A 26,930-nucleotide genomic window follows, 5' to 3' on the forward strand; every position below is an offset into this window, starting at 1 on the left:
CAATGGCAGACATCGAACTCTCGAACGTACGCAAGCGCTTCGGCGACGTGACCGCGGTCGACGGAGTCGACCTGACCGTCGAGGACGGCGAGTTCCTCACGGTCGTCGGCCCCTCCGGCTGCGGGAAATCGACTACCCTCCGGCTCATCGCCGGGCTCGAGACGGTGACCGGGGGGCGGATCCGGATCGGCGACCGGGACGTGACCCGAGAGGACCCGAGCGACCGCGGCGTGGCGATGGTGTTTCAGTCGTACGCGCTGTACCCGCACATGACCGCCCGGGAGAACATGACCTTCGGTGCGTCGACGGCGGCCAGCGAGTCGGTCACCGACGCGGAGGTCCGGGAGCGCGCCGAGGAGGCGGCCGCGCTCCTCGACATCGGCGAACTCATGGACCGAACGCCCGACGAGCTGTCCGGCGGGGAGCAACAGCGAGTCGCGATCGGGCGCGCGCTCGTGCGCGACCCGGAGGTGTTGCTGCTCGACGAGCCGCTGTCGAACCTCGACGCGAAGCTCCGCATCCGGACGCGCGCGGAGCTGGCCGAGCTCCACGACGAGGTCGGGACCACCACCGTGTACGTCACCCACGACCAGACGGAGGCGATGACGCTCGGCGACCGGGTCGCGGTGCTGGACGGGGGCGAACTCCAGCAGTGCGCGCCGCCCCAGGAGGTGTACGACCGCCCGGCGAACCGATTCGTCGCGGAGTTCATCGGCGACCCGGCGATGAACACGGCGCCAGTCCGCCTGGACGACGGGCCGGGGGACTATGGGCCGACCGCGTCGTGGGCCGGCGGCGAGGTCTCCTTCCCGTCCGCCGGGGACGGCCTGCCCGGCGGCACCGACGGCTATCTCCTCGGCGTCCGGCCGGAGGACCTCGTCCCTGACCCGGACGGGTCGATCGCGATGGCGGTCGCCGTGACCGAGCCCCTCGGAGACACGCTGCTGGTGCGTGGCGACGTCGGCGACGCCGAGTGGACCGCGAAGGCCGCCCCGACGGCGAACGTGACCCCCGGCGAGACGGTCACGTTGCGCGCCGACCGCTCGCGGCTCCACCTGTTCGAGGCGGGGACGGGGGAAGCGGTCCTCCACGCCATCGACGCCGACCCGAACGGCCGTTCGGAGTCGCCCCCGTCGGACGGGACGGAGCTCACCGCCGACGGGAGCGGACGAGACTGAGGGGCGGCCCCTGGGTTGCTCCGGCCGTCCCGTCCGGAGCGAACCGCAACCCCTTCCCGCCGGCCGCGCCGACCCCCGGCCATGCGCGTCACGTTCCTCGGGACCGGCTCGGCGATGCCCGTCGCCGACCGCGTCCAGACCGGCCTGCTCGTCGAGGCGGCGCCGGGCGACCGCCGCCCGCTACTGGTCGACTGCGGCGCCGGGATCCTCCACCGCCTTTCGCAGACCGACCCCGGCTACGAGGCCGTCTCGACGGTTCTCCTCACACACCACCACCTCGACCACGTCTCGGACCTCCTCTCGCTGCTCAAGGCCCGCTGGCTCGCCGGCGAGGAGCGACTCCACGTCGTCGGCCCGCCGGGGACGAAAGCGCTCGTCGACGACCTGCTGTCGGTCGGCGCCTACGAGTACCTCGACGGCCGCGTCGACGTGAGCGTCCGCGAGGTCCACCCCGGCGCAGAGTTCTCGCTGGCCGGCCTCGAGATCGAGGCGTTCGAGACGCGCCACTCGACGCAGTGTCTCGCGTACCGGTTCGCGGATCGAGTCGACGACAGCGACGCCGACCGCGACACGGCGGACGGCGACCGGGCAGACGGCGGCCGGGCTGGCGGCGACCGGGCAGACGGCGACCGGGCAGACGGCGACCCGGCGGACGACGAGTCCGACCGCGGGGCAGACGCCGGCGGCGACTTCGTCTTCTCGGGCGACTCCGAGGCGTTCGCGGGGCTCGCGAACTTCGCCGAGGGTGCGCGCGTGCTCGCGCACGACTGCTCGTTCCCCGACGAGGTCGACGTGGACAACCACCCGACGCCGACCCAGTTGGGCGAGGCGCTCGCGGGTCGCGACATCGATCGCGTCTACCTCACCCACCTGTACCCGCACACCGAGGGGCGCCACGAGGAGATGCTCGACTCGATCGGCCGTCACTTCGAGGGCGACGTGCGGTTCGCCCGGGACGGCCTTCGGTTCGAGCCGTGAGCGGCGGAGGCGCCCGGTGAACCGCGACGCGCTCGGTTTTCTGACGCTCGCGGCGCTGTGGGGGACGGCGTTCGTCGCGACGAAGGCGGCGCTCGCGGAGTTCCCGCCGGTGCTGCTGGCGGCGCTGCGGTTCGACATCGCGGCCGCCGTCCTCGTCGCCGTCGCGGTCGCCTCGGGCGCGCGGCTCCGACCTGCGGGGTGGGGCGACTTCGCGCCGATCCTCGCGGGCGGGACGTTCAGCATCGGCCTGCACCACGCGCTGCTGTTCACCGGCCAGCAGTACGTTCCGAGCGCCGTCGCGGCGACGCTGCTTGGACTGATCCCGGTGCTCACGCCGGTCGCCGCGCGCGTCGTGCGGCCGGACGAGCGGATCGACACCGTCGGCGCCGTCGGCCTGCTCGTGGGCTTCGCGGGACTGATCCTGATCGCCGATCCGGACGTGAGCCAGCTCGCGCGCGCCGGCGACGGGACGGCGCGTGCGACGGGGGCGGTCGGCGGACCGGCCCTGCCGGCCGCGAACCTCGGCGCGCTGTTCGTGTTCGCCTCCGCGGTCGCGTGGGTCGCGGGCGCGGTGACGACCCGCGAGGACGATGCGACGCTGGGGCCGCTGGCGCTACAGGCGTGGATGGCCGCCGTCGGCGCGCTGTTGCTCCACGTCGCCGCCGGAGCCGTCGGCCAGTCGGCGCTCGCGCTCGACCCGTCGGCGACCGGGCTCGCGTGGCTCGCGTACCTCGCGGTCGTCCCCGGCGCCGCCGGCTTCCTGCTGTACTTCCGCCTGCTCGACCGGATCGGCCCGATCCGCGCGGGGCTGCTGGAGTACGCCATCCCGCCGTTCGCCGCGCTGTTCGGGTTTCTCGTGCTCGGCGAGACGCTCGCCGAGGACACCGTCGTGGGGTTCGCCTGCATCCTCTCGGCGTTCCTCCTCGTCCAGCGGGTGCCGATCCGGGCGGCGCTGCGCCGGCGGCTCGGGTGAGCGCCACGTCGACGGCGCCGCTCCAGCGAGGGAGCGCCGACCGCCGAGGCGGTCCCGACGTTCGAGGTGGCGGTGCTCACCGGCCGGCGGTCGGTCGATCACCTCACCCACTCGACCGGGCTCGGGCTGTGGGTCGTCCAGTGGGCGGCGAAACACGCCGGCGGCACCGTCGCGTTCGACCCACCGACGACGGCGGGAACGCGGTCACCATGCCGTTCCCGCTGGCGGACGGGCCCGAAGGCGGGGGCGACGAGGGTCCGACCGGTACCGGCGACGGCGGTGGGGACGCGGCCGGCTCGTGAGTCGGACGACGCTCGGTTCGACGGCGACCGCCGCAGTCACCCGATCCGCGTCCCCGCCTCCTCGCCCGCGAGGAACGACTTCACGTCGTCCGGGCCGAACACGCACGCGGGCGAGCCCAGATCGAGCAGTTCCCGCACCTTCGCGGCCATCCCGCCGGTCACGTCGGTGGAGTCACTGACCCCCAGCACGTCTGCCACCTCGCCGAACGCGTCGATGCGCGGGATCACCTCGTCGTCGGCGTCGAGGACGCCCGGCACCGTCGAACACAGGCCGACGCGGTCGGCATCGAGCGCCGTCGCCAGTTCGGTGACGAGCTCGTCGCCCGAGAGGACGGTCACGCCCTCGCCGGCGTGGACGACGCCGTCGCCGTGCAAGAGGGGGACGAAGCCCTCGTCGAGCATCGTCGCGACCTGGTCGGTCATCAGCGAGAGGTCGCCGTCGCCGTCGCGGGCGGCCGCCGAGAACGGATGGACGGGCACCGCGGGCACGTCCGCGGCGTGGAGCCGCGAGAGGACGAACTGGTTCAGCGTCTTCATCGCCCCGTGGACGGCCATGATTCCCTCCACGTCGCGAATACCGTCGCTCGCGCTCACGCCGCGCTCGGCGGCGTGGTGATGGCCGAACGAGCCGCCCCCGTGGACGACGACCAGTTCGTCCACGTCGGCGGCCGCGATCGCATCGGCGAGCGCCGCCAGTGCCTCCCCGTCGAGCGTCTCCGGGCGGTCCTTCTCGGTGATGACCGAGCCGCCGAGCTTCAGGATCGTGACCATCTACGCCTCCTCCACGCGGACGCCTTCGGTCGCTAACTCCGCGCGGAACGACTGTTCGCACTCGGCGGTGTAACCGAGCGCGAGTTCGGTCTCGTCGGTGGGGTCGAGCGCGACGGTGCAACCGCCGCCGCCGGCGCCGGTGAGCTTCGCGCCGCGTGCGCCCGCATCGCGCGCGGCCCACACCATCGCGTCCAGCGACCGGGCGGAAACGCCCAGTGCTTCGAGCAGCCCGTGGTTGAAGTCCATCAGCGCTCCCAGCTCCGACAGCAGGTCCTCGCTCGGCTCTCTCGCGGGGTCGGCCTCGGCCAGGAGCCGCTCGCCCTCGCGGGTGAGATCGCCGATCGTCTCGACGGTGTCGGCGGCGAACGCGTGTTCCTCGCGGAGCGCGCGCACCCCCGCGACCAGCTCGCCGGTGTCGCCGGCGCCGCCGTCGTAGCCGACGACGAACGGCAGCGGCGGCGCGTCGATCGTCCGCGTGTCGTCGCCCTCCACGCGGACCGCGCCGCCCATGGCCGAGCAGAACGTGTCCGCGCGGGAGGCCTGGCCGTCCTGAACCTCGTACTCCGCCTCGTACGCGCGGCGCGCGACGACCTCGGGGTCCAGTTCCGTGCCGAGCGCGCGCGTCGCCGCGTCGATGCCGGCGACGACGACGGCGGCAGATGAGCCGAGCCCCGCCCCCAGTGGGATCGCCGACTCGACGGTAATGTCGAAGCCAGCGTCGGGCGCATCCGCGGCGTCGCGCGCCTGGCGAACCGCCGCCTCGATGTACTTCATCGCCGCTTCGACCAGCGGCGCCGGCACGTCGATGTCCGGTCGGTCGTCGATGCTGCCGCCCCAGGTCACGGTGAAGCCGTCCAACGAGAGATCGGCGGCATCGACGCGGATCCGGCCGTCATCGCGCGGCTCGACGGTCACTCGCGCCCGGCGCTCGACCGCGCACGGCACCGCCGGCTCGCCGTAGACGACCGCGTGCTCGCCGAAGAGGTACACCTTCCCCGGCGCGCTGCTGGTGGTCATACCCGCGACCAACACCCCGCGCCTAACAGCCGTTTCGACTCCCGGTGGCTCGTCGTCTCGGGATTGATACGCCGTGCGGTACGATTATATGAGGTGCCGCCCCGTGTCGAAGCGTGGTGCGGGGAGCCGCGTCTTCCGTGGCGTCCCGTCGCTCCACGCTCGTAGCCGCGGACTGGCGACCCAGGGGAAAGAGGGACGCACGCTATCGCGACCGTGTTCCGGTCGGGTCGGTTCCGCGGTGTCGACGTTGCTCCGTGAGCGCCTCGTCTGCGGTGCCCGCTCTCTGAGTATCGGTTTCGATACTTCATGCAGTGGAGTTATCGCCCTCGGAGCCGCACGTGTTCGCATGAGTTCGACGACTCCGCAGGATCCCTCCCCGCACGTGGACCGCAGTCGGGACGGCAGGCTGCTGCGCGTCGAACTGGTGGGGGAGTTCGAGACGCGGGACGTGCTCGCGGCGATGGCGTGCGCGCGCCACCTCGCCGAGGGGTGTGACGAAGAGTTCGGCGTGCTCGTCGACGTTCGCGAGTTCGACGCGGCAGGGAGCGCCCTCGCCGCGCTCGGGGAGTGGGAGACGTTCCTCCGGATGGCCGGCGCGACCACCGTCATCCGCGTCGGCGACGACGACGCCGTCGGCGGCGCTGACCGCCGCGCCGCGTCCGTGGAGGAGGCCGAACGGATGTTATCTGGGTAACTCGAGGACTCGCGAGTCAGCGCCCCGTTGTGCAACTCGACGAGCAACGGCGCAGCCGCTGTCGACGGTGGGGACAAAGGAGTGAACGTGAAATCCAGCCGCCGGCTTACAGCTCGGCCTCGAAGTCTTCGAGGGCGTAGCCGGGCTCGGCACCGCGGTTGTCGAGCGTCTCGTTGGCGAGCAGCCAGTAGACGACCGAGAGGGCGCGGCGACCCTTGTTGTTGGTGGGGATCACCAGGTCGACGTTGGAGACCTGGTTGTTCGAGTCGCACATGGCGATGACGGGGATGCCGACCGTGATGGCCTCCTTGACCGCCTGCGCGTCGCCGATCGGGTCGGTGACGACCACGACATCCGGCTCGATGTAGCCGGCGTACTCGGGGTTCGTCAGCGTCCCGGGGATGAAGCGCCCGGTGCGGGCGCGTGCGCCGATCGCGTCGGCGAACTTCTCGGCCGGGAAGCGACCGTACTGGCGCGAGGAGGTGACGAGCACCTGCTCGGGGTCGTAGTTCGCCAGGAACGACGCGGCCGTCCGGATGCGGCCGTCCGTCTTGCTCACGTCGAGCACGTACAGGCCGTCGTCGCGGACGCGGTGGATGAACCGCTCCATGTCCTTCGTCTTCTGCTGGGTCCCGATGTGGACGCCAGCGGAGAGGTAGTCCTCGACGGGGATGAGGAGGTCCGCCTCGTCGTCGGGCATGACGTCCTCGTTGAAGCGCGGACCCGCGTCCGCGTCTTCGTCCTCCTCGGCAGCCTCCTCGGCCGCCTCGGTCTCCTCGGGCTGTTCCTCTGTCTCGTCGGGCGACTCCTCGGCCGCGGGCTGGGTCTCCTCGACCTCCTCCTCGGCGTCGGCCGCCTCTTCGGTGTCTGCGTCGTTCTCGCTTTCGCTCATACTGCCTCCTCCGCGATGCGGATGAGTTCGTTCAGCTTTGCGGTGCGCTCGCCGCCGACCGTCCCCGTCTTGATGAACGAGGCGCCGGTCGCGACGGCGAGGTGTGCGATGGTCGTGTCCTCGGTCTCGCCAGAGCGGTGGGAGACGACCGCGTCAAGCCCGTTGCGCTGAGCCAGCTCCACGGCGTCGAACGCGTCCGACAGCGTCCCGATCTGGTTCGGCTTGATCAGGATGCTGTTGGCCGCGCCCTCGTCGATCCCCCGCGAGAGGCGCTCGACGTTGGTGACGAACAGGTCGTCGCCGCAGATCAGCGTGCGGTCGCCGACCCTGTCAGTGAGATCGGCGAACCCGTCGTAGTCGTCCTCGTCGAGCGGGTCCTCGACGTACGCGAGGTCGTACTCGTCGACCAACTCGGCCATGTACTCGACCTGCTCGGCCGAGGTCCGCTCGGCGTCGCCATAGCGGTAGACGCCGGCGTCGGCGTCGTACAGCTCCGAGGCGGCCACGTCGAGGCCGAATGTGATCTCGAAGCCGAGCGCGTCCTCGACGCGCTCGGTCGCCTCGTCGACGATCTCGAACGCCTCGGCGTCGGAGACCGCGGGCGCCCACGCGCCCTCGTCTCCCTTCGCGGCGGCGATGCCGCGATCGGCGAGGATCTCCGCGACCGTGGCGTGCACGTCTGCGTTCGCGAAGACCGCCTCCACGACCGACGGCGCGCCCACGGGCGCCGAGAGGAACTCCTGGATGTGGGTCGCGTCGGCGGCGTGCTCGCCGCCACCGACAACGTTCCCCAGCGGGATCGGGAACGACCGGTCGGCGTCGCGGAACGTGCCCCCGAGGTGCTGGAACAGCGGCGCACCCAGCACATCGGCGCCGGCCTTCGACGCCGCCATCGAGATGGCGACCGCGCTGTTGGCGCCGATCTCCGAGAAGTCGTCCGTCCCGTCGGCCGCGTGTAACGCGGCGTCGACATCGCGCTGGTTGCCCGCGTGAACGGTACCTACGAGCCGCGGCACCGCGTGCTCGCGGGCCTTCGCGATCGCCTCCGTCGGCGGCAGCTCGATCGCCTCGTACTCGCCCGTCGACGCCCCGGAGGGCGCCGCCGCGCGACCGAAGCCACCCGACTGGGTGAGCACGTCCGCCTCGACGGTCGGGTTGCCCCGCGAGTCGAGCACGCGACGCAGCGACACTGAGTCGATCAGGGTCATCTACTTCCCCTCCCGACGGACAGTGAACGGAAGCACCCCGGCGTCGTACTCCTCGGCCGCGATGAGGATCGGCTCGGACTGTTCGCTTTCGATCAGCGCCGGCGCACCGTACGCCAGCTGCAGCGCTCGTGCGCCGAGGATGCGTGCCTTCTCGTACCGGTTGTACTCGAGGTTCCCGCTCATTGGTAGGGGGAGACGACGTCGACCAGGTCGGTGTGACTCACCATCATCCGCCGGCAGCAGTGGCGGTCCACGCCGAGCTCGTCGAGCACCTCGGCCGGGTCCTCTTCGCCCTCGCGGGCGCGGGCTTTGAACTCCTCCCAGTGTTCACCGATGACGTTACCGCACGTGAAACACCGGACAGGGATCATCATGGTCAGGTCACCTCAGCGGTACGACTTCTGGTAGCGGGCGCGCGCGCCGGGCCCGCCCCACTTCTTCGGTTCGCTCTGCCGGGAGTCGTTCACCAGCAGGGAACGGTCGAACTCCATGAACGCGTCACGGAGCTCCGCGTCGTTGCGGTGCTGCACCAGGCCGCGCGCGATGGCCGTGCGGACCGCGTCCGCCTGCCCGGCGAAGCCGCCGCCGTTGACCGTCACGTCGATGTCGACCTCCGAGCGAAGCTCCTCGCCGGCGACGCGGAACGGCTCCAGCATCTTCAGCCGGGCCATCTCTGGTTCGACCAGCTCGACGGGCTGGGAGTCGATGCGCACTCGCCCCTCGCCGTCCGTGACGGTGGCGCGGGCGACGGCGGTCTTCTTCTTACCGGACGTGTTCGTTACCATGTGACGTTAGCCCCCAGGTCCTCGGCGATCGCGCCGAGGGTGGTGAACTTGATATTCGACAGGCGATCGAGGGAGGTGCCGTCGAGCACCTCCGGCTCCGGCGCGTCCTCGTCGGGCGAGGTCGTCTCGGAGTCGAACGGGTTGCCGACGTACACGCGGACGTTCTCGAACGCCTCGCGACCCTTGGTGGTCTTGTACGGCAGCATGCCGCGAACCGACCGCTTGAAGATGCGGTCCGGCCGCTTCGGGTAGTACGGCCCCGAGTCGGAGCCGAGGTTCGCGCGCGTGCGGTACTTCTCGAGCGTCGCCTCGGTGTTACCCGTGATGACGGCTCGCTCGGCGTTGACGATCGCGACGCGCTCGCCGTCGAGCGCCTTCTGTGCGACCTTCGACGCGACGCGACCCATGATGGCGTCTCGCCCGTCGACGACCACGTCGGCCTCGAACTCTGCGAGACTCATCGGATCACCCGCACGTTGGTCCCTTCGGGGTTGTTCGACAGCGCTTCCTCTAGCCGGACGGCCTCGCCGGCCTGGTCGATCTTCGTCTCGGCGGTGCCGGAGAAGTCGACGGCGGCGACGGTGACGTCCTTGCGGAGCACGCCCGAGCCGAGCACCTTGCCCGGCACGACGACGGTCTCGTCCTCGTTTGCGTACCGCTCGATGCGGCCGAGGTTGACCTCCGCGTGCGTGCGCCGCGGCTTTTCGAGCCGGTCGGCGATGTCCTGCCAGACGGTGGCATCGGACGAGCGCGCGACCGACTTCAGTTCGGCGATGAGGTTCTGAAGTCTCGGATTAGTCTTGCTACTACTCATACGGTTACCTCCTGAGTGGGAGTTGTTGGATCGGTCGCCGACCGACCGCGCCGACCACGCGTCGTCGCGTGATCGCCACCGGTGTTCGGTCGCGACCGAGTCGATGTGGGAGAACGGGAGTGCAGGGGGCAGGATTTGAACCTGCGAACCTCTACAGGACAGCGCCCTGAACGCTGCGCCGTTGGCCAGACTGGGCTACCCCTGCTCGCGTCCCGTCGTTTGCCGTCCCACCGGATAACCCCTTCGGTCGGCCCCCTCCGTGCGAGACGGTGACGGCGGGTCCGCTGGCCGGTCGAACCTACCGCAAGGGCGGACGTTCCGGGGAAGTGGGACGGATGCATTTGTGGTTAAACTGCGACTTTCTCTGCCAGTTCGTCCGCGCGGTCGCGAAGCGACTGGACCGCGCGGAGTGTGAGCTCGTCGACGCTCAGCGAGCCGTCGGACTCGATGTGGAAGACGAACGCGCTGGGCACGTCCTCGATCTCCAGCTCCTTGCCGGGATGTCGGTTGGTGAGGTCGGCGTCGAACTCCTCGGTGTGGACGAGCTCGCCGTCCTCGGTCTCGATGACGCCCCGGAGGATGTTCGGCTCCTCCTCGTCGAACTCGTCGGCGTCGCCGACGACGGTAACGCGCTGCAGGTGGCGGTAGCCGACGGCCACGCCGCCCTGATGTTTCGCGTGTTCCTTCCCGGTGTCGAGCACCGCGTCGGCCTCGAACTCCAGGCGTTGTCCCTCCTTCAGTTCGATGATGGGGACGTTCTCGTCGGCGGGCTGGACGAGGTCGTCGGACGTCTCGATGTCGCCCGAGTACGCCGTCGCCGGCCCCTCAACGTCGAGCGCGAGGGTGGCGCTCTCGCCGACCTCGTAGTCGTCGAGGGGCGTCGTCAGGGGGACGAGCCCCAGGCGGAGCCCGACCATCTCGTCGAACATCACCGACGAGTTCTCGACGAACCGGACGGTGTCGATCGAGAACGTCGGCACTTCCGAGAGCATCGTCCGGCGCAGGCCGTTCGCGACCGCGGGGGTGAGCCCACGAACGAGCAGCCGCGCGGATCGGTCGTCTCGGGTGACTACCTCGACGTCGAAGTCATCCGCCATGGATTACAGGCGGTTCTTTTTGGGCGCTCGAGTGCCGTCGTGCGGGATCGGGGTCACGTCCTCGATGCGACCGATCTCGATCCCGGCGCGGGCGAGCGCGCGGATCGTCGGCTGCGCGCCCGGTCCGGGGGACTTCTGGGCGTTGCCACCGGGACCGCGGATGCGGACGTGGACGCCCTCGATACCCTGCGCCTTGAGCTGCTCGGCGACACCCTCGGCCATCTGCATGGCCGCGTACGGCGACGCCTCGTCTCGGTTCTGCTTCACCACGGCGCCGCCCGAGGACTTGATCAGCGTCTCCGCCCCCGTGATGTCGGTGACCGTGATGAGCGTGTTGTTGAACGACGCGAACACGTTCGCGATCGCCCAGCGGCTCTCGTCTGCGTTCTCGGATTCACTCATTTACTGACCCTCCGCGCGTTCGGGGTGGAGTTCGTCCGCGAGCGGGGAGATCTCGTCGAAGTCGACGAGGTTCTCCTCGACCGTCTCGACCTTGTACGACGGGCGGGTGACGCGGGCGTCCCCGACGACCACGTGGCCGTGAAGGATGAACTGCCGCGCCTGCTTCGTCGAGTTACCGACGCCGTTGCGGTACGCGACCGTCTGGAGCCGGCGTTCGAGCACGTCGGTCACGTCGAGCGACAGGACGTCCGTGATGGCGTCGCTGTCGTCGAGGATGCCGAGGCGCTGGAGTCGCGAGACGAAGTCGGCGCCGGCCTCGTTGGCCGCCTCGACATCGCCCTGCGCCTCGCCGATGAGGCGTCGCGCCTCACGGCGGTAGCGGCGCAGTTCCGACTGCGCGCGCCACAGTTCCTCCTTGTTCTTCAGGCCGTAGCGGGAGAGCAGATCCGACTCCTCGTCGATGCGCTCGCCCTGATACGGGTGGTTCGGCGTCTCGTAGCGCTTGGTGGAGGTTCCGGTACTCATTCGTCGTCATCCTCCGCGGCGGCCGCTTCTTCCTCGGCCTGTTCCTCGCGGATCTCCTCGACGTTGACCCCGATGGTGCCCTCGGTCCGGCCCGTGGACTTGGTCCGCTGTCCGCGGACCTTCTGCCCGCGCTTGTGGCGGACGCCCTTGTAGGAGTTGATCATCTTCATCCGGTTGATGTCGTGGCGGCGCTTCTCGTTGAGGTCTCCGCCCACGATGTGGTCGGTCTCGCCGGTGAAGAAGTCCTTCTGCCGGTTGACCATCCACTCGGGGACGTGCTCAGAGAAGTTCTGTACGACGTCGACGACGCTGTCGATGTCGTCCTGATCGAGGCGGCCGAACGTGGCTGTCCGGTCCACGTCGGCCTCCTCGGCCACCAGGCGCGCCGTGCGCTGGCCGATGCCCTTCATGTCGCTGAGACTGCGCTCGACGGTCTTCGTCCCGTCCAGGTCCGTCTGGCCGATGCGGACGAAGTACTGGAGGTCCTCGTCGTCCTCCTCCGCGTCGGGCGCGTTCTCTGGTTCTTCTGCACTCATGTCTTGGTGTGTGGTCAGCGTTGCGGCGGGGATTCGAACCCCGGAGGCTTGCGCCACTGAGTTAGCAACCCAGCGCCTTGGGCCAGGCTTGGCTACCGCAACACCGTGTGCTGTATTGTCGCCTCGCGAGCCGCCGCGGCTCCGGACTCGGGACCTGCTGCCCCTACAGTGTCTGCGTTCGGTGTAACTCGGAGGCCGTACTTAAACATCACGAAACCCACGGTCGTCGTGCGAGGGCGTGACGACCGTGTGAACGGCAGCCACAGTCGTTCCGAGGGTTCGAGGGTACGGTCAAGCGGCCAGCCTGCGACGACGCCCCAACCGCGTCCCGCCTCAGGTGTGGTCCTCCTCGACGAACTCGAACCGGGCCCCGCCCGTCTCCGAGGCGGTCGCCGACGCGGTCCAGCCGTGGGCCTGCGCGATCTCCCGGACGATGCTCAGCCCGAACCCGGTCCCCTCGTCCCGGGTCGTGTATCCGTACTCGAACACCTCCTCGTGGTCCGCCTCCGGGATCCCCGGCCCGTCGTCGGCGACGGCGAAGCCGCCTGGGATCGCTTCGACGACGACGCGCACGTCGTCGCCGCCGTGCTCGACCGCGTTACGAAAGAGGTTCTCCAGCAGCTGCACCAGCCGGCTCCGGTCAGCCATCACCGACGGCGCCTGCGAGGCGTCGAGCGTCGCGTCGGCGGTGGCGACCGTCGACCACGCCTCCGGTGCCACCACCGAGAGGTCGACCGACTCGGTCTCCTCGACGACGCTCCCGGTTCGCGCCATCGTCAACACGTCGGAGATTATCCGTTCCATCCGCTCGTGTGCCTGTATTGCCTTCTCGAGGTGTTCGTCGTCGACCGACTCGGCGGCGAGTTTCGCCTGGCCCTGTGCGATCGCGAGCGGGTTGCGGAGGTCGTGGCTCACGATCGCCGCGAACTCCTCCAGCCGGTCGTTCTGGCGGTGCAGGTCCTCTTCGACCACCTGTCGCTCCAGCGCCGAGGACACCCACTCGGCCATCAGCTCGACGAGGGCTACCTGCCACTCAGCGAACGGCTGCGTGCGGGGTTCGCGGTCGTAGAAGCAGAACGTCCCGTACGTCGAGCCGTTCACCCGGACCGGCGTCCCGAGATAACAGGAGATCCCCCAGTCCGCGTTTCCGGCGCGGTCGGCCAGGTCCGGATGTTCGCTCACGTCGTTGAGCACGAGCGACTCCTCGGTGATGACGACCCGCTCGCAGTTGGTCGTCGACAGGTCGACCTCGTCGCCGGCGGCGATGCTGTCTTCGGGCGCGTACACGACCTCGAACACGTACCGGTCGTCCCGAATCCGTGACAGCGTCCCGTACTCGGTGCCCAGCATCTCCGCGCCGACCTCCAGGAGCCGCGACACCCGTTCCTCGAAGGATCGGTCGGCGTCGACGATCGCCTCGGTGATCGCGTGCAGCGTCTCCTCGCGGCTTTGCAGCTCCCGTACCCGCCGTTTCTCGTCCGTTACGTCCCGGTACAGCACCGAGAGCCCAGACTCCGAGGGGAACGCGCGGACCTCGAGCCACAGCTCCAGCGGCTCGTAGAAGGTCTCGAACTCCAGCGGATCCTGTGACTCGATCGCCTCGTGGTACCGCTCGTAGATCTCCGTCCCGACCGCCTCCGGAACCACCTCCCAGATGTTCCGTCCGACGATCTCCTCGGTCGACAGTTCCTCGCCCGCCGCCTCGGAGACGATCCGCCGGGCCCGCTCGTTGAGATAGGTCGTGTTCCACTCGTCGTCGTACGCGTGGAACCCGTCTGTCATCCGGTCGAGGAGGTCGGTGTCGAGTATGGCGCCCACGTCGCTCCCCGACGACGCTGCCCTCCGCGGGGACTGGTCCCCGTCCTCGTTCATTGGCGTATCAGGAACTGGCAGGACCGTAAACCGTTCGGCACCGTTCCCGACGGCGTCAAGGGGCGATCGGGCCGTCGGTCGCCTCCCCGGCCGGTCCTCAGTTGTCGGGCCAACGCTCGATGTAGACCGTCTCGTCGGTGTAGAAGCGGACGGCGTCGTCGCCCTGGGCGTGCAGGTCGCCGAAGAACGAGTCCTTGTCGCCGCCGAAGTGGAAGAACGCCATCGCTGCGGCGGTGCCGACGTTGACGCCGACGTTGCCGGCGTCGACCTCCAGCCGGAACCGCCGTGCCTCGCCGCCGTTGCTCGTGAACAGCGACGCCGCGTTGCCGTACCGCGAGCGGTTCACCAGCGAGAGGGCGTCGTCGAAGTCCTCCGCCCGGATCAGCGCCAGCACCGGCCCGAAGATCTCCTCGCGGGCGATCGTCGCGTCGGGGTCCACGTCGCCGAAGACGGTCGCCCCGAGGTGATAGCCCGCCTCGGGCACCTCCTGCTCGCGCCCGTCGAGGAGGAGTTCGGCCCCCTCCTCGACGCCGGTCTCGACGTACTCCAGCACCGAGTCGCGGTGTGGACCGGACACGAGCGGCCCCATGTCCGTCTCCTCCTCCAGCCCGGGACCGATCTCCATCGACTCCGCCTCCGCAACGAGCCGTTCGGCGAACTCGTCGTACACCTCGTCCTCGACGACGGCGACGGGGTTCGCGAGACAGCGCTGTCCGGCGTTGGCGAACGCCGACGAGCAGGTCTGCTCGGCCGCGAACTGCAGGTCCGCGTTCGCGCTCACGACGACGTGGTTCTTCGCGCCGCCCTGCGCCTGGACGCGCTTGCCGGCGCCGGCGGCCGTCTCATACACGTGCTCGGCGATCGGGGTCGACCCGACGAACGACACCGCCTCGATCCCGTCGTGGGTGATGAGCCGGTTCACCGTGGCCGGGCCGCCGTGGACGACGTTGACGACGCCGTCGGGGAAGCCCGCCTCGTCGACGAGGCTCGCGATCCTGTTCGCGGTGAACGGGTCGCGCTCGCTCGGCTTGAGCACGAACGTGTTGCCCGTCGCCACCGCGTACGGGAGGAACCACAGTGGGATCATCGCGGGGAAGTTGAACGGTGTCACCGCCACCACGGTGCCAAGCGGCTGGCGCACGGCCGTTTCGTCGATGTTCGGCGCCGCGTGCGGGAGGTGGCCCGCCTGCATCATCGTCGGGATGCCGCACGCAACCTCGACGTTCTCGATCCCGCGGCGGATCTCGCCCATCGCCTCCGCCTTGGTCTTGCCGTGCTCGGTGACGAGCACCTCCGCGAGCGACTCCTGGTGCTCCTCAAGCAGCGCCTTCAGTCGGAACAGGGGCTGGATGCGCTCCTCGACGGCGGTCGTCGACCACTCCTCGAACGCCTCGTTCGCCAGCGCGACCGCCTCTTCCTCGTCGTCGGCCGAGGAGAACGCGACCGAACCGACACGCTCGCCGGTCGCGGGGTTCTCCACGTCGAGCGACTCCCCGCCGGTCGCCTCGTGCCACCCGCCGGCGACGTAGTTGTGCGCGGTTTCGCCGTCCCCGATAAGATCTACCATGTCTATCGGTCACGCACGTCGTGGCAAAGAGCTACCGTTGCCGGTAGGACGGGCGGGGAACCAGATGGCGAGCGGCGCGCCCGGAAGACGCGACGGCAGGAGGGAAGGGAGGGGAAGCGACGGGGTATAGCGACCTACGGGTGAGCGTAGAAGGCGAGATACTCGCCGGGGTCGGCCTCCGCCGCGTCGGTCCCTGGCGCCGCGTCGAACCGGGCGAAGCCGACGCGTTCGAACTGCACCAGGTCGTCGGCGTCGTAGTCGGCGTAGCCGGGCTCCGCGTAGCCGACCACGTCGCCGTCCATCGTGCGGAGTCGCACGCGGACGTGCTCGTCGTCACCGGCGCCGACCCAGTGGACCACCGGGACGCCCTCTTCGCGAACCAGATCGATGTCGGTGCCGACCCACGCCAGTCCGTCGCCCTCGCGACGGAGGCAGCCGAGCCCCTTGAGCCAGATGCGCTCGCCGTCGGCGGGCACGTCCTCCGACTCCAGCAGGACGGCCTCGCTCGCGGGCACGTCGCGGTCGCCGCGGTCCTCGTGGTTGGGGTGCAGCGGCGGGTGGCCCGCGTCGGGCACGTCGCTGGCGAGGTCGAACGCCTCGGCGGCGCCCGCGGGCAGGCGCTCGCGGTCGGTCGCGTCGGAGGCGACGCCGTCGCGCACGAGGAACCGCCGATCGGTGTCGTCATCGACGAGGTCGCGGTTGTTCGCGTAGATGCTCGACATCGCCAGGTCGACGTTGCTGGTGGAGACGCCCAGGTCGACCATCGCGTCGACGATGGCATGGCCGCGGATGCCGCGGCGCTTCACCGACGCGAGCGTCGGCGCGCGCGGGTCGTCCCAGCCGGTCAGCTCGCCCGAGTCGACCTTCGCTTTGATCGTCGAGGTGGACATCGCCACGTCGTAGGCGTCGATCTGGACGTGCCCCCAGTGGACGACCTCCGGGTATTCCCAACCGAAGTAGTCGTAGACGAAGCGCTGGCGCTTCGCAGAGTCCTGCAAGTCGATGCCGCGGATGATGTGCGTGACGCCCGTGAGGTGGTCGTCGATCCCCGACTGGAAATCGAGCATCGGCCAGGCGCGGTAGTCGGCCGCCTCCTCGCGCGGGTGGGGCGTGTCGACCATGCGGAAGGCGACGAAGTCGCGCAGCGCGGGGTTCTTGTGCTCGATGTCGGTCTTCACGCGGAGGACCATCTCCCCGTCGGAGTACTCGCCGTCGACCATCGCCTCGAACTCCTCGCGAACGGTCTCGACGTCCTTGTCGCGGTGGTCACAGGGCTCGGCGTCGGCCTTCAGCCCTCGGAAGTGCTCGGCCGGGCACGAGCAGGTGTAGGCGCCGCCCTGCTCGATGAGTTCGCGAGCGTGGTCGTAGTACGTCTCGACGCGATCGCTCGCCTTCAGCACCTCATCTGGCTCGAAGCCGAGGTAGCCGATCGCGTCGATGATCTCGTCGTACGCGTCCAGGTCCGGCCGCTTCGTCTCGGGGTCGGTGTCGTCGAACCGGCAGCACATCCAGCCGTCGTAGATCTTCTTGTACGTGCCGATGACCGCGGGCATGCGCGCGGAGCCGAGGTGCCACGGACCGTTCGGGTTCGGCGCGAGGCGCATGCGGATCTGGTCGTACTCGTCGGCGTTCGGGAGGTCGGGGAGGACCTGGTCGTCCTCCTCCGCTTCGGCTTCCAACTCCTCGACCAGCTCGGGGGCGAGTTCGAGCAGGCGCTCCCGGCGCTCGTCGTCGCTCATCCCCGAGACCTCCGCGACCACCGGCGCGACGACGCCGGGCACCTCGTCGCCGTGCGGTCGGAAGTCGGGGTTCTCCCCCATCAGCGGGCCCATGATGGCGCCCACCTCGGGGTCCGAACCGTGCTTCAGGGCGTTGTAGAGCGCGTGCGTCTCAGCCTCGGCTCGCACCCGCTCCCTGAGATCGTCGTCCATTACGCCGGCGTTCTCCCCGCGCGCCCAAAACCGGTCCGGATCGAATCCGGATCGAGTGCGGACCTCCCTGGCGACACGCTCCCGAACGGCGCCACGGACCCGATCGGTGTGGGTCGCGATCGCCGTGCCGCCGGCTCCGTGGCGATCAGAAACGGGTCGCGCCGGCGGGGCCACCCCCTGGTCCGTTCCCGCCGACGCGACCAGCGGTGTGCGAGTGGCACACGCGGGTAGGGGCGTTCGGAGGCAGGGGACTCGCCGATATATGGGCGTCGACCGTTCACGTCGTTTTACGCCGGCGCCGACGCGCGAGTGACCGGTAGTCTAAGCGTACCGCGGCCGCCCACACCGGGTTTCATGTGATCGCGAGTGGACTCCCGGCCATGCCAGTCTACTACGAGGATGTCGGGGTCGGCGATGTCGAGACGCACGGTGACTACGAGGTGACCCGCGAGGAGGTGCTGTCGTTCGCCGAGCGGTACGACCCGCAGTGGTTCCACACTGACCCCGATCGGGCGGCCGAGGAGTCGCCCTACGGCGGCGTCATCGCCTCCGGGTGGCACACCGCCGCGATGACGATGCGCCTGCTCGTGGAGTGCACCCTCGCCGACGCCGCGACCGTCGGCGCGAAGGGCGTCGACGAACTCCGCTGGCTGGTGCCGGTGCGGCCGAGAGACACCCTCCGGATCGAAAACGAGGTGCTGGAGAAGGAAGCGGAGCGGCCCGACCGCGGCCTGATCCGGGCGCGAACGCGGACGTTCAACGGGGACGACGAGACCGTCTTCTCGATGATCGGGAACGTGATGTACCTCCGTCGGGATGACGAGTAAGCCGCGACTACCCCCGGAAGAGACCCGATGTGTCCGGACGACCCGCCGGCGGCGGCGTCCTCAGCGCGCCCGCGATTGGGCGTCCTCAGCGCGCCCGCGATTCGTCGTCGCGCGCGCGATCGCTGTGGTCGGCGTGCTCCATGAGTCCGGTCGCCCGTCGGAACACGCCCGTCAGCGTCGTCACCTCCTTGCTCGTCGGATGCGCGCGCCCGACGAGCCGGCGGATCAGTCGCTCGCTGCGCTCGCGCTTGTGATCGCGCGACTCCGCCTCACTGAGGAACGCGCCGAACTGGTCGTAGAAGCGCTCGATCTCGGACTCGGCGGCCCGCTCGTGCTCGACGTCGGGGAGCTGGTACTCGTCGAGAACCAGCGATCGAAGCTCGTACAGCGTCACCGTCGCCGCCTGTCCGAGGTTCATCACCGGGTAGTCTGGGTTCGCGGGGATGGAGACGAGTTCGTCCAACTGCGCCAACTCCTCGTTGTTCAGACCGGTGCCCTCGCGGCCGAACACGAGCGCTGTGTCCGTGTCGACGGTCGACAGCGACTCCCGCAGTTCGGCGGGGGTCTTGAACGGGAACCGGACGTGCCGGCGCGCGTCCTCGCCGGTGATGGCGGTGGTGCCGACGGTGTGGTAGCGCTCGACGACCTCGTCGAGAGTCACCGTGTCGGCGTTCGGGAGCACGTCCTCGCGGGCGTGACCCGCAAAGCCGTACGCCTCGCTGTCGCGGTCGATCTCCGGTGGATCGACCAGCTTCAGATCCGTGAGACCGAAGTTCTTCATCGCCCGCGCGATGGTGCCGACGTTGCCGGGCGTCTCCGGTTCGACCACGACGACGACGAACTCGCGGTCGTCGTGGTCGGCGTCGGCGGTGCCGTCGACGGTCCCGTCGCCATCGCGGTCGGCGGGGTCCCCGCCGGTCATGTCGGGTACTCCCGGTCGAGATCCAGGTCGTCCACGGAGAGCCCGTCGCCCGCGTCGTCGCCCTCGGCGTCTCCCGCGTCGGCGTCAGCCTCGTCGTCGAAGTCCGGCCGTTCGTCCGCGAGGAGGTCCTCGCCCTCATACAGGTCCTCGGGGTCGCGCAGGTCCGGCAGCTCCTCGGGCGCCTCCTCGACGTGCTCCATCCCGCCGTAGCCGTCGGGCGCTCGGTCGCCGTCGTCGAACCACTCGTGGAAGGCGTCGCGGAACGTCTCCTCGCCGGCGATCGAGGCGCCGCCGCGCTCGCGGAACCAGAACAGGAAGTCCGCCTCGTGCTCGTCACACAGCAGCACCTCGTCGAGCGGTTCGCCGTAGACGATGCTCGCGGGGCGACACTGCCGTTTGTTCTCCTCGCCGTGGATCAGGTAGCAGGCGTCGCAGGGCTTGTTCATCACGACCTGAAGCCGCACGAGCCGATGGCGGGGCTCCCTCGGGATCTCCTCCAGCGGCTTCCACCCGCCGGCGTCGGTGAATAGCTCGTCCTCGTCGAAGCGCCAGCCGCGCAGGCCGATGCTCACCTTACCCATTTGGCCGCGTTTACCGCGCGCCGGGGATAAGCGGCGCGTTCTGGGAACCAGCGAACCCGACCGTCCGTCACCGGCCCGGGGTGTCCGTCCGTCGCCGACCCGCGGCGTCGTCTCCGCGATCACAACACCGAAGCGCGACCGTCCCCTGCAACGGTTCATGCGAACTGTCGACGCCGCCGGCCTCCCGATCGGCGACGATCACCCGCCGCGGATCATGGGCGTGTTGAATGTCTCGAAGGAGTCCCCCTACGATCCCAGCGTCTACGACGACCCCGGCGACGCGGCCGCGTACGTCGACGAGGTGCTGATCGGCGAGGGCGCCGACATCGTCGACGTGGGGCTCGAATCGGCCAACAAGCGGTTCGAGGTGCTCTCGGCCGAGGAGGAGTTGGAGCGGCTCGACACCGCGATCGAGACCATCGAGAGCGTCTCCGGCGACGCCGTCTTCTCCATCGAGACGCGCTACCACGAGGTCGCCGACGCGGCGCTCTCGCGCGGGTTCGACATGGTCAACGACATCTGCGGGTTCGCCGATCCCGAGATGCCCGGCGTCTGCGAGGCCCACGACGCCGCGGTCGCGAAGATGGCGTCGCCGCCGGACTTGGAGCGGCCGGGCGCCGTCGAGGAGGTCGACGACATCTACGAGGCGCTGTCGCTCAACGGCTTCACCGATAAGACCATCGTCGACCCGGCCTTCGGCGGCTGGTCCGAGGAGAAGACCCTCGCGGACGACCGCGAGACGTTCCGCCGCCTGCGGGAGTTTCGCGGCTACGGTCGCCCGATCCTCGTGTCGATCAACCGCAAGAACTTCCTCCGGAGCGTCGCCGGCCGCGACACCGACGGGGCGCTGCCCGTCTCGCTGGCGGCCACCTCGATGGCCGTCGAGCGCGGCGCCCACATCGTCCGCACGCACGACGTGGCCGAGACGCGCGACGCCGCGCTCATCGGGAAAGAGTTCGCGCGCGACCGCGTCGGGGCCCGGGGCGAGGTGTCCGTCGAGGAGCTCGACGTGGCGACCACGGGAGACGCCCGCAGACACGTCGACCGGCTCGGCGGCGACCCCGCCGTCGCTGCGGATGCGGTCGCGCGCGTCTACGAGTTCGACGGGCTCGACTCCGAGGAGCTCGGCGCGCTCCGGGCCGCGACCGCCGACGCGCCGGCGGTGCTCGTCGCCGACGAACGGGGGTCCACCGCCCTGCTCGTCGGCACGGTCGCCGGAACTGCGACGGCCGCAGACGCCGCCAGCGGGTCCACGGCGGCGTTGGACGCCGCGCTGTCGTCCGTCGAACATCCGACAGAGTGAGAAAACTTATACCCGATCGCTCGATAGCTGACGGTGGAAGCCGGAAGGGCACCGCGGGTAGGGGTACTCTGGTGCGCTTTCGGCCCGATCCCGTATTACTGGGAGCCACTGGCCAGAGAGTGACACCCATGGAATTCACCGACTGGGAACCGATCTACGAGGCGATCCTCGCCGACTTCGGGTTCGACCGCGGCGCCGACGAGGCCGTCCGGGATCGGGCTGCCACGTTCGCCGAGCCGGTCGACCTCGACCGGCTGGACTGTGCGGGCGCGACCGTCGCCGTCGCCGGCGCGGGGCCGTCGCTGGAGGCGGAGGTCGCCCTCGCCCGCGAGGCGGATCGCGTGTTCGCCGCCTCGACCGCCACGGACCGACTCGTCGCCGAGGGCGTCGCGGTCGACGCGATGGTGACCGACCTGGACAAGAACCCCGAGACCGGTCTCGAGCGGACCGAGCGCGGCGCCGTCGTCGTCGCCCACGCCCACGGCGACAACGGGGAACTGATCGAGGAGTGGCTCCCGCGCTACGAGGCCGCGAACACGCTCGTCACGACGCAGGCGGCCCCGGTCGACGCGGTCGCCAACTACGGCGGCTTCACCGACGGCGACCGCGCGGCGTTCCTCGCCGACCGCTGCGGCGCCGAGCGGCTCGTCTTCCCCGGGTGGGACCTCGACGACCCCGATGTGGGCGGCATGAAGGCGCGAAAGCTTGACTGGGCCGAGCGCCTGCTGCACCTGCTGGAACGCCGCCGCGGCGAGCGGTTCGCCGTGCTCGACGGCCGCCGTGGGGGGATCGATCCGCTGTGACCGGGCATCGGTTCCGCTCCCCCTGCGCTTACTACCGTCGCGCCCGTGTTCGGTTTCATGCGCCTATTTTGGCACCGGCGGGACCTGCGCGTCGCCGATAACCGCGGGCTCGCGGCCGCGGTCGAGGCGGCCGACGACGACGGGGCGGTCGTCCCCGTGTTCGTCTTCGACGACGACGTGCTCGCACACGGCTCGCCACCCCGCGTCCGGTTCATGCTCGATGCGCTCGCGGCGCTGCGGGCCGCCTATCGCGAGCGCGGCTCGGACCTCGTCGCCGTTCGGGGTGATCCGGCCGAAGTGCTCCCGACGCTCGCCGCCGAGGTCGACGCCGAGTCGGTCGTCTGGAACGAGGACTACTCCGGGCTGGCCCGCGAGCGCGACGCCCGCGTCCGGATGGCGCTCGACGACGCCGGCGTCGCCCGCGAGACCCGCCACGACGCCGTCCACCACGAGCCGGGCACGATCACGACGAACGACGGCGAGCCGTACGCCGTGTACACCTACTTCTGGAAAAAGTGGCGCGACCGCGAGAAGGCCGCCCCGTTCGACTCCCCCGCGGGCGCCGACCTCGTCGACGGCGACGCCACCGCTATCGGCGAGAGCCTCGACCCGCTCCCCAGCATCGCGGATCTGGGGTTCGACGAGCCCGACGCCGACGTGCAGGCGGCCGGGACGGCCCCCGCTCGCGACCGCCTCGCTGACTTCTGTGCGGACGCCGTCTATCGGTACGACGAGGACCGCGACTATCCCGCGAAGGAGGCCACCTCCCGCCTCTCGACCGATCTCAAGTGGGGCACGATCGGGGTCCGGGAGGTGTACGCCGCGACCGAGGAGGCGATGGCGGCGGCCCAGCAACGCGACGAGGGCGAGGAGGGGACCCCCGCCGCGGATGCCGTCGAGGAGTTCCAGTCCCAGCTCGCGTGGCGGGAGTTCTACACGCAGGTGCTGTGGGCGACCCCCGAAGTGGTGACGCAGAACTACAAGGAGTACGAACGGCCGATCGAGTGGCGCGACGACGAAACTGCGATGGAGAACCTGGCGGCGTGGAAGGAGGGGAGAACGGGCTACCCCATCGTCGACGCGGGGATGCGTCAGCTCCGCGAGGAGGCGTACATGCACAACCGCGTGCGGATGATCGTCGCGTCGTTCCTCACGAAGGACCTGTTACTCGACTGGCGCCACGGCTACGAGCACTTCAAGCAGCACCTCGCGGACCACGACACCGCCAACGACAACGGCGGGTGGCAGTGGGCCGCATCGACCGGAACGGACGCCCAGCCGTACTTCCGCATCTTCAACCCCATGACGCAGGGCGAACGGTACGATCCGGACGCCGAGTACATCTCGGAGTACGTCCCCGAACTCGGAGGCGTCTCCGCCGAGAACGTCCACTCATGGCACGAGCTGCCCGTCGGGCGGCGCCGACAGCTCGCCCCGAAGTACCCCGACTCGGTCGTCGACCACTCCGAGATGCGTGAGCGGGCGCTCTCGATGTTCAAGCGCGCCCGCGGCGAGGAGGAAGACGAAAGCGCGAGCGCCGACTGACGCCGGCCGGACGCGGCCGGGGCGCCCTCCCGGCCGGAGCGGCGACACGCAACAGAACATTGATACTTGATCCGCGAGCAGGCCCGAACGCATGGTGAAGAAGGTCCTCGCGAGCATCGGTATCGGCAACGCCTCCGTCGACACGGTCCTCGAGGCCGACACCGTCCGGCCGGGCGACACGGTCGGCGCGCGCGTCGAGATCGACGGCGGCGACGCGGAGCAGGAGGTCGGTCGCATCGAACTGGAACTGGAGACGCGCTACCGGACCGACGACGGGTATCGAGAGACCGACATCGCCCGCTACACCCTCACCGACGGGTTCACGATCGAGGTCGGCAAGTCGCGGAGCGTCCCGACGGAGATCGAGATCCCCTACGAGACGCCGCTGACGCTCGGTCGAACCGACGTGTGGGTCGAGACGGAGTTGGACATCGCGATGGCGGTCGACCCGGAGGACCGCGACGCCCTCACCGTCGAGCCGACGCCGCGGCTGTCGGCACTGTTCGACGCCGCCGAGGCGCTCGGGCTGTCGTTGCACACCGCCGAGTGTGAGGCCGACTCGTACGGGCGCTACTTCGGCTCCTCCTTCGTGCAGGAGTTCGAGTTCCGTCCACAGGGCGGGCCGTTCGCGGACGAACTCGACGAACTCGACGTCGTCGCCCGGGACGGTCCCGACTCGCTGACGGCGTTCGTGGAGGTGGACCGCCGGGGCGGTCTGCTGTCAGAGCTGGCCGACGCCGACGAGTCCCGGACGCGATTCACAGTCGAGTCGACGGACGTGGACGCGGTCGCCGACGAGCTTCGGGACGCGATCCGTCAGCGGGTCTGACCGGCCGCGCGGCGGACAACGACCCCGGGTGACCGGCGGACGCCGACGCGGACGGACTGGGCGACCGCCTCAGACGCCGACGCCGCTGGTCCCGAGGATAGCGCCGCAGTCGACGCACTCCCACACCGTCACGCCGCCGGCGTAGCGGGCGTCGGTGTCGCTCTCGACCAGTTCCCGGATCTCGGTGCCGCAGTGCGGACAGTGGCCCATGGACCGGAACAGACGGCCGCGGCTGATAACTCCCTGACGTGGCGGGCGTCGACCCGTTCGGCCGCCGTCACCTGCGGTACGTCTATGCGTCGGGGCGACGACGTACCCCCATGAACATCGCCGTACTGCTGTACGAGGGGTTCGACGAACTGGACGCGATCGGTCCGTTCGAGGTGTTCCGAACCGCCGAGGCCGCCGGCGCGGACTTCCACACGCGGCTCGTCGCGCTCGACGGGCCCGGACCGGTCACCGCGAGCCACGGGCTGCGCGTCGAGGCCGAGGGGGATCTCCCCGCCCCAGGCAACGTGGACCTGCTCGTCGTCCCCGGCGGCGGCTGGAACGACCACAGCAGCGTCGGCGCGTGGGCCGAGTACGAGCGCGGCGCGATCTCGGATTCCGTCGCCGCCCACCACGACGCCGGCGCGACGGTCGCGTCCGTCTGCACCGGGGGAATGCTGCTCGCGAAGGCGGGCGTGTTCGACGGCCGCCCCGCCGTCACCCACGCCTCCGCGCTCAACGACCTCCGTGACACCGCGGCCGAGGTTCGCGAGGAGCGCGTCGTCGACGACGGCGACGTGCTCTCGGCCGGCGGCGTCACCTCGGGGATCGATCTGGCGCTCCATATCGTCGAGCGCGAGGCGGGCGCCGAGGTCGCGGAGTCGGTGGCGACGACGATGGAGTACACTCGCCAGCACGACGCCTACGAGCCGGGCGCGATCGCCGGCGCGGAGTAGGTCCGGTTGCGACTCGCGGTCCCGCGCCTTACTCCCTGACGAGCGGCACGAGCGCGACCGCCGCCAGCGCCGCACAGCCCGCCAGCGCGTACCAGCCGAGCGCGTAGCCTGCGGTGTCGGCGAGATAGCCGAACGCGGGAGGAGCGACGAGGCCGCCGAGGTTGATCGCCGTCTGTCCGCCCGCCGTCGCCGCGCCGACCTCGTCGTCGTCGACGAGCGCCGTGAGGCAGCCGTAGTACATCCCCGGGAACCCGAGCACGAAGAAGCCCAGCAGCGCGAACGCGGCGGCGGCGACCGGCGGCGTCCCGACGAGCGTGACGCCGATGAAGCCGACGACGCTGACGACCGCCTGAACGAGGAGCACGCGCGCGTTCGCGACCGACGCGGGCAGCGCGAGGCGGTCGGCGACGGCACCCCCGCCGAGCCGACCGAGGCTCCCGGTCACCTGCACGGCAGCGAGCGTTCCCCCGGCGACGGCGGCGGAGGCGAGCACGGTGTCGGTCATGTGGAGGACGACGTAGCCGGTGGTAGTGAACACCGCCGCGCCGAGGAAGAAGCCCGCGACGAGCAGGCCGCGGTACCCGGCGCCGGAAAGCAGGCCGCGAACGTCGGGGAGCGAGAGGTCCCCCGAGCCCACCCGCCCCTCGTAGTCGCGAGCGAACGCCAGCGCGACGACGACCGCGATCGCGGCGGCGACGAGGAAGCCCCTCTCCCAGTCGCCACCGGCGCCGGCGACCGTGATCAGTCCCGCCGAGAGCCCGGAGCCGACGGTCACGCCGACCTGTTTCACGTTCATCGCGAGGTTGCGACGGCCCTCTGGAGCGACGACCAGCACCGCACGATTGGTCGCCGGCATCGCCGTCGCGTAGGCGAGGCCGAGCAGCACCAGCGACGCGAGCACGAGCGGGTAGGAGGGCACGACCGCGACTGCGACGCAGCCGATTCCCATCGCGAGGAGGCCGCTGACCATCGGGAGTCGTTCGCCGTAGGCGTCGACGATCGCGCCCGCCGCGAACAACGACAGCGTGTAGCCCGCGATCACCGCCGTCACGGCGAGCCCCGTCCGGAATCGCGTGAGGCCGAAGTCCGCGCGGAGGAACGCCGTCGTCGCGAACACCGCGTAAAAGCAGACGCTCGCCGACACCTGCCAGCCGCTGACCAGTCCAACGCCGCGCCACTCACGCACGCCGCTCCCTTCCCCCCGGACCCGCCTCGGTCCATCGATACCGGCGAAGAGAACCGCGAGTGTCCTCGGTCCCGGCGCGGCCCGCGTCCGGTCGACCCCGGTCGCTTGCGCACGTGCGGTGGACGCGTCGACCGGCCCTGACTCCGCGTGCGGACGAAACCGAAAGACTGCACCTACTCGACGGTCGAAGGCTCTTGTGAAGTGCTAGCAGTCACCCTCTCAATCTTTAACAGCTATTACGCCGTTGTAAGATCCGGAGGGATACAATCATGAGCGAGTACGAACTCGATCCGCTGCCGTACGACTACGACGCGTTGGAGCCGCACATTTCCGAGCAGGTGCTGACGTGGCATCACGACACCCACCACCAGGGGTACGTCAACGGCTGGAACAGCGCCGAGGAGACGCTCGAAGCGAACCGCGAGGCCGGCGAGTTCGACTCCTCGCC

General features: G+C 70.2%; 30 protein-coding genes, 2 tRNA genes and 1 pseudogene. 11 read left to right on the plus strand and 22 right to left on the minus strand.

Annotated elements, in window-relative coordinates:
• The first annotated feature begins 2 nt into the window (after nucleotides 1–2).
• The 3 genes from BUE16_RS14165 (at nucleotide 3) to BUE16_RS14175 (ending at nucleotide 3,129) form a co-directional block, all read left to right on the plus strand.
• Nucleotides 3–1,178, plus strand: a complete 1,176-nt coding sequence (locus BUE16_RS14165; protein ID WP_073310881.1) for an ABC transporter ATP-binding protein — start codon at nucleotides 3–5, stop codon at nucleotides 1,176–1,178.
• An 81-nt stretch (nucleotides 1,179–1,259) separates the two neighbouring features.
• Nucleotides 1,260–2,156: an MBL fold metallo-hydrolase gene (locus BUE16_RS14170; protein WP_073310883.1), complete on the plus strand. Its 897-nt coding sequence runs from the start codon at nucleotides 1,260–1,262 to the stop codon at nucleotides 2,154–2,156.
• Nucleotides 2,157–2,172: 16 nt separating this feature from the next.
• Nucleotides 2,173–3,129, plus strand: coding sequence for a DMT family transporter (locus tag BUE16_RS14175; RefSeq protein ID WP_073310885.1), 957 nt, complete (start codon nucleotides 2,173–2,175; stop codon nucleotides 3,127–3,129).
• A 338-nt stretch (nucleotides 3,130–3,467) separates the two neighbouring features.
• Here the strand turns inward: BUE16_RS14175 and BUE16_RS14180 are convergent, their stop codons facing one another.
• Together BUE16_RS14180 and mvk are read right to left on the minus strand one after the other, a co-directional pair.
• Nucleotides 3,468–4,202 carry an isopentenyl phosphate kinase gene (locus BUE16_RS14180; protein ID WP_073310887.1) on the minus strand — a complete coding sequence of 245 codons (735 nt, stop codon included), beginning with the start codon at nucleotides 4,200–4,202 and terminating at the stop codon, nucleotides 3,468–3,470.
• Nucleotides 4,203–5,219, minus strand: a complete 1,017-nt coding sequence (gene mvk / locus BUE16_RS14185; protein ID WP_073310889.1) for a mevalonate kinase — start codon at nucleotides 5,217–5,219, stop codon at nucleotides 4,203–4,205.
• Nucleotides 5,220–5,565: 346 nt separating this feature from the next.
• Here mvk and BUE16_RS14190 point away from each other — a divergent pair, with 346 nt between their 5' ends.
• On the plus strand, nucleotides 5,566–5,913 hold the full coding sequence (locus tag BUE16_RS14190) for a hypothetical protein (protein ID WP_073310891.1): 348 nt from the start codon (nucleotides 5,566–5,568) through the stop codon (nucleotides 5,911–5,913).
• Between the two features lie 106 nt (nucleotides 5,914–6,019).
• On the opposite strand, the gene rpsB is transcribed toward BUE16_RS14190, so the two are convergent.
• The 16 genes from rpsB to BUE16_RS14270 all read right to left on the minus strand — a co-directional run bounded on the left by rpsB (nucleotide 6,020) and on the right by BUE16_RS14270 (nucleotide 17,542).
• Complete coding sequence (gene rpsB / locus BUE16_RS14195) at nucleotides 6,020–6,805, minus strand: 30S ribosomal protein S2 (RefSeq protein WP_073310893.1); 786 nt, start codon at nucleotides 6,803–6,805, stop codon at nucleotides 6,020–6,022.
• Nucleotides 6,802–8,013, minus strand: a complete 1,212-nt coding sequence (eno, locus tag BUE16_RS14200; RefSeq protein ID WP_073310895.1) for a phosphopyruvate hydratase — start codon at nucleotides 8,011–8,013, stop codon at nucleotides 6,802–6,804. The genes rpsB and eno overlap by 4 nt, the downstream gene beginning before the upstream one ends.
• Nucleotides 8,014–8,196, minus strand: coding sequence for a DNA-directed RNA polymerase subunit K (locus BUE16_RS14205; protein WP_073310897.1), 183 nt, complete (start codon nucleotides 8,194–8,196; stop codon nucleotides 8,014–8,016).
• Nucleotides 8,193–8,387, minus strand: a complete 195-nt coding sequence (locus tag BUE16_RS14210) for a DNA-directed RNA polymerase subunit N (RefSeq protein ID WP_073310899.1) — start codon at nucleotides 8,385–8,387, stop codon at nucleotides 8,193–8,195. The genes BUE16_RS14205 and BUE16_RS14210 overlap by 4 nt, the downstream gene beginning before the upstream one ends.
• A gap of 12 nt (nucleotides 8,388–8,399) precedes the next feature.
• Nucleotides 8,400–8,798 carry a 30S ribosomal protein S9 gene (locus BUE16_RS14215; protein WP_073310902.1) on the minus strand — a complete coding sequence of 133 codons (399 nt, stop codon included), beginning with the start codon at nucleotides 8,796–8,798 and terminating at the stop codon, nucleotides 8,400–8,402.
• Complete coding sequence (locus BUE16_RS14220) at nucleotides 8,792–9,259, minus strand: 50S ribosomal protein L13 (protein WP_073310904.1); 468 nt, start codon at nucleotides 9,257–9,259, stop codon at nucleotides 8,792–8,794. The genes BUE16_RS14215 and BUE16_RS14220 overlap by 7 nt, the downstream gene beginning before the upstream one ends.
• Nucleotides 9,256–9,774 (minus strand): 50S ribosomal protein L18e, encoded by a 519-nt coding sequence (locus tag BUE16_RS14225; protein ID WP_343123987.1) that lies wholly within the window; start codon nucleotides 9,772–9,774, stop codon nucleotides 9,256–9,258. The genes BUE16_RS14220 and BUE16_RS14225 overlap by 4 nt, the downstream gene beginning before the upstream one ends.
• Nucleotides 9,733–9,817: transfer RNA gene (locus BUE16_RS14230), tRNA-Leu, on the minus strand. The genes BUE16_RS14225 and BUE16_RS14230 overlap by 42 nt, the downstream gene beginning before the upstream one ends.
• Nucleotides 9,818–9,959: 142 nt before the next feature.
• Entirely contained in the window at nucleotides 9,960–10,709 is a 750-nt protein-coding gene (locus BUE16_RS14235) for a DNA-directed RNA polymerase subunit D (RefSeq protein WP_073310908.1), read from the minus strand.
• A gap of 3 nt (nucleotides 10,710–10,712) precedes the next feature.
• Nucleotides 10,713–11,111 carry a 30S ribosomal protein S11 gene (locus BUE16_RS14240; protein WP_073310910.1) on the minus strand — a complete coding sequence of 133 codons (399 nt, stop codon included), beginning with the start codon at nucleotides 11,109–11,111 and terminating at the stop codon, nucleotides 10,713–10,715.
• Complete coding sequence (locus BUE16_RS14245; protein ID WP_073310913.1) at nucleotides 11,112–11,636, minus strand: 30S ribosomal protein S4; 525 nt, start codon at nucleotides 11,634–11,636, stop codon at nucleotides 11,112–11,114. It abuts the gene before it with no gap.
• A complete protein-coding gene (locus tag BUE16_RS14250) occupies nucleotides 11,633–12,172 on the minus strand; it encodes a 30S ribosomal protein S13 (RefSeq protein ID WP_073310915.1) in 540 nt (179 codons plus the stop codon). The genes BUE16_RS14245 and BUE16_RS14250 overlap by 4 nt, the downstream gene beginning before the upstream one ends.
• A gap of 18 nt (nucleotides 12,173–12,190) precedes the next feature.
• Nucleotides 12,191–12,274 (minus strand) — tRNA-Ser (locus BUE16_RS14255).
• Between the two features lie 231 nt (nucleotides 12,275–12,505).
• Nucleotides 12,506–14,044: a PAS domain-containing sensor histidine kinase gene (locus tag BUE16_RS14260; RefSeq protein ID WP_073310917.1), complete on the minus strand. Its 1,539-nt coding sequence runs from the start codon at nucleotides 14,042–14,044 to the stop codon at nucleotides 12,506–12,508.
• Nucleotides 14,045–14,141: 97 nt separating this feature from the next.
• Nucleotides 14,142–15,611, minus strand: a complete 1,470-nt coding sequence (locus BUE16_RS14265; RefSeq protein ID WP_073310919.1) for a CoA-acylating methylmalonate-semialdehyde dehydrogenase — start codon at nucleotides 15,609–15,611, stop codon at nucleotides 14,142–14,144.
• A 134-nt stretch (nucleotides 15,612–15,745) separates the two neighbouring features.
• On the minus strand, nucleotides 15,746–17,542 hold the full coding sequence (locus BUE16_RS14270; RefSeq protein WP_073310921.1) for a glutamate--tRNA ligase: 1,797 nt from the start codon (nucleotides 17,540–17,542) through the stop codon (nucleotides 15,746–15,748).
• A gap of 380 nt (nucleotides 17,543–17,922) precedes the next feature.
• Between BUE16_RS14270 and BUE16_RS14275 the strand changes: the two genes are divergently transcribed.
• Nucleotides 17,923–18,369 carry a MaoC family dehydratase gene (locus BUE16_RS14275; protein WP_073310923.1) on the plus strand — a complete coding sequence of 149 codons (447 nt, stop codon included), beginning with the start codon at nucleotides 17,923–17,925 and terminating at the stop codon, nucleotides 18,367–18,369.
• Nucleotides 18,370–18,454: 85 nt separating this feature from the next.
• On the opposite strand, the gene BUE16_RS14280 is transcribed toward BUE16_RS14275, so the two are convergent.
• Together BUE16_RS14280 and BUE16_RS14285 are read right to left on the minus strand one after the other, a co-directional pair.
• Entirely contained in the window at nucleotides 18,455–19,291 is an 837-nt protein-coding gene (locus tag BUE16_RS14280; RefSeq protein WP_073310925.1) for an RNA methyltransferase, read from the minus strand.
• A complete protein-coding gene (locus BUE16_RS14285; RefSeq protein ID WP_073310927.1) occupies nucleotides 19,288–19,872 on the minus strand; it encodes a hypothetical protein in 585 nt (194 codons plus the stop codon). Before BUE16_RS14285 ends, BUE16_RS14280 begins: the two co-directional genes overlap by 4 nt.
• A 157-nt stretch (nucleotides 19,873–20,029) precedes the next feature.
• Between BUE16_RS14285 and BUE16_RS14290 the strand changes: the two genes are divergently transcribed.
• The 4 genes from BUE16_RS14290 (at nucleotide 20,030) to BUE16_RS14305 (ending at nucleotide 24,352) form a co-directional block, all read left to right on the plus strand.
• Nucleotides 20,030–21,175, plus strand: coding sequence for a dihydropteroate synthase (locus BUE16_RS14290; RefSeq protein WP_073310929.1), 1,146 nt, complete (start codon nucleotides 20,030–20,032; stop codon nucleotides 21,173–21,175).
• A gap of 128 nt (nucleotides 21,176–21,303) precedes the next feature.
• Nucleotides 21,304–21,978 (plus strand): 6-hydroxymethylpterin diphosphokinase MptE-like protein, encoded by a 675-nt coding sequence (locus BUE16_RS14295; protein ID WP_073310931.1) that lies wholly within the window; start codon nucleotides 21,304–21,306, stop codon nucleotides 21,976–21,978.
• Between the two features lie 57 nt (nucleotides 21,979–22,035).
• Nucleotides 22,036–23,523, plus strand: coding sequence for a cryptochrome/photolyase family protein (locus tag BUE16_RS14300; protein ID WP_073310934.1), 1,488 nt, complete (start codon nucleotides 22,036–22,038; stop codon nucleotides 23,521–23,523).
• A gap of 94 nt (nucleotides 23,524–23,617) precedes the next feature.
• Nucleotides 23,618–24,352 (plus strand): sporulation protein, encoded by a 735-nt coding sequence (locus BUE16_RS14305; protein ID WP_073310952.1) that lies wholly within the window; start codon nucleotides 23,618–23,620, stop codon nucleotides 24,350–24,352.
• Between the two features lie 69 nt (nucleotides 24,353–24,421).
• Here the strand turns inward: BUE16_RS14305 and BUE16_RS17045 are convergent, their stop codons facing one another.
• Complete coding sequence (locus BUE16_RS17045) at nucleotides 24,422–24,562, minus strand: hypothetical protein (protein ID WP_200778450.1); 141 nt, start codon at nucleotides 24,560–24,562, stop codon at nucleotides 24,422–24,424.
• A gap of 110 nt (nucleotides 24,563–24,672) precedes the next feature.
• Here BUE16_RS17045 and BUE16_RS14310 point away from each other — a divergent pair, with 110 nt between their 5' ends.
• The gene (locus BUE16_RS14310; RefSeq protein ID WP_073310936.1) at nucleotides 24,673–25,296 is read left to right on the plus strand and encodes a DJ-1/PfpI family protein; all 624 of its coding nucleotides are present in this window, start codon (nucleotides 24,673–24,675) and stop codon (nucleotides 25,294–25,296) included.
• A gap of 28 nt (nucleotides 25,297–25,324) precedes the next feature.
• Here BUE16_RS14310 and BUE16_RS14315 read toward each other — a convergent pair whose 3' ends face one another.
• Nucleotides 25,325–26,482: an MFS transporter gene (locus BUE16_RS14315; protein WP_073310938.1), complete on the minus strand. Its 1,158-nt coding sequence runs from the start codon at nucleotides 26,480–26,482 to the stop codon at nucleotides 25,325–25,327.
• A gap of 269 nt (nucleotides 26,483–26,751) precedes the next feature.
• Between BUE16_RS14315 and sod the strand changes: the two are divergent.
• Nucleotides 26,752–26,930: pseudogene (sod, locus tag BUE16_RS14320) on the plus strand (superoxide dismutase [Mn]); the annotation flags it as partial.

Source organism: Halobaculum gomorrense, from assembly GCF_900129775.1.
In the GTDB taxonomy this organism is placed as follows: Archaea; Halobacteriota; Halobacteria; order Halobacteriales; family Haloferacaceae; genus Halobaculum; species Halobaculum gomorrense.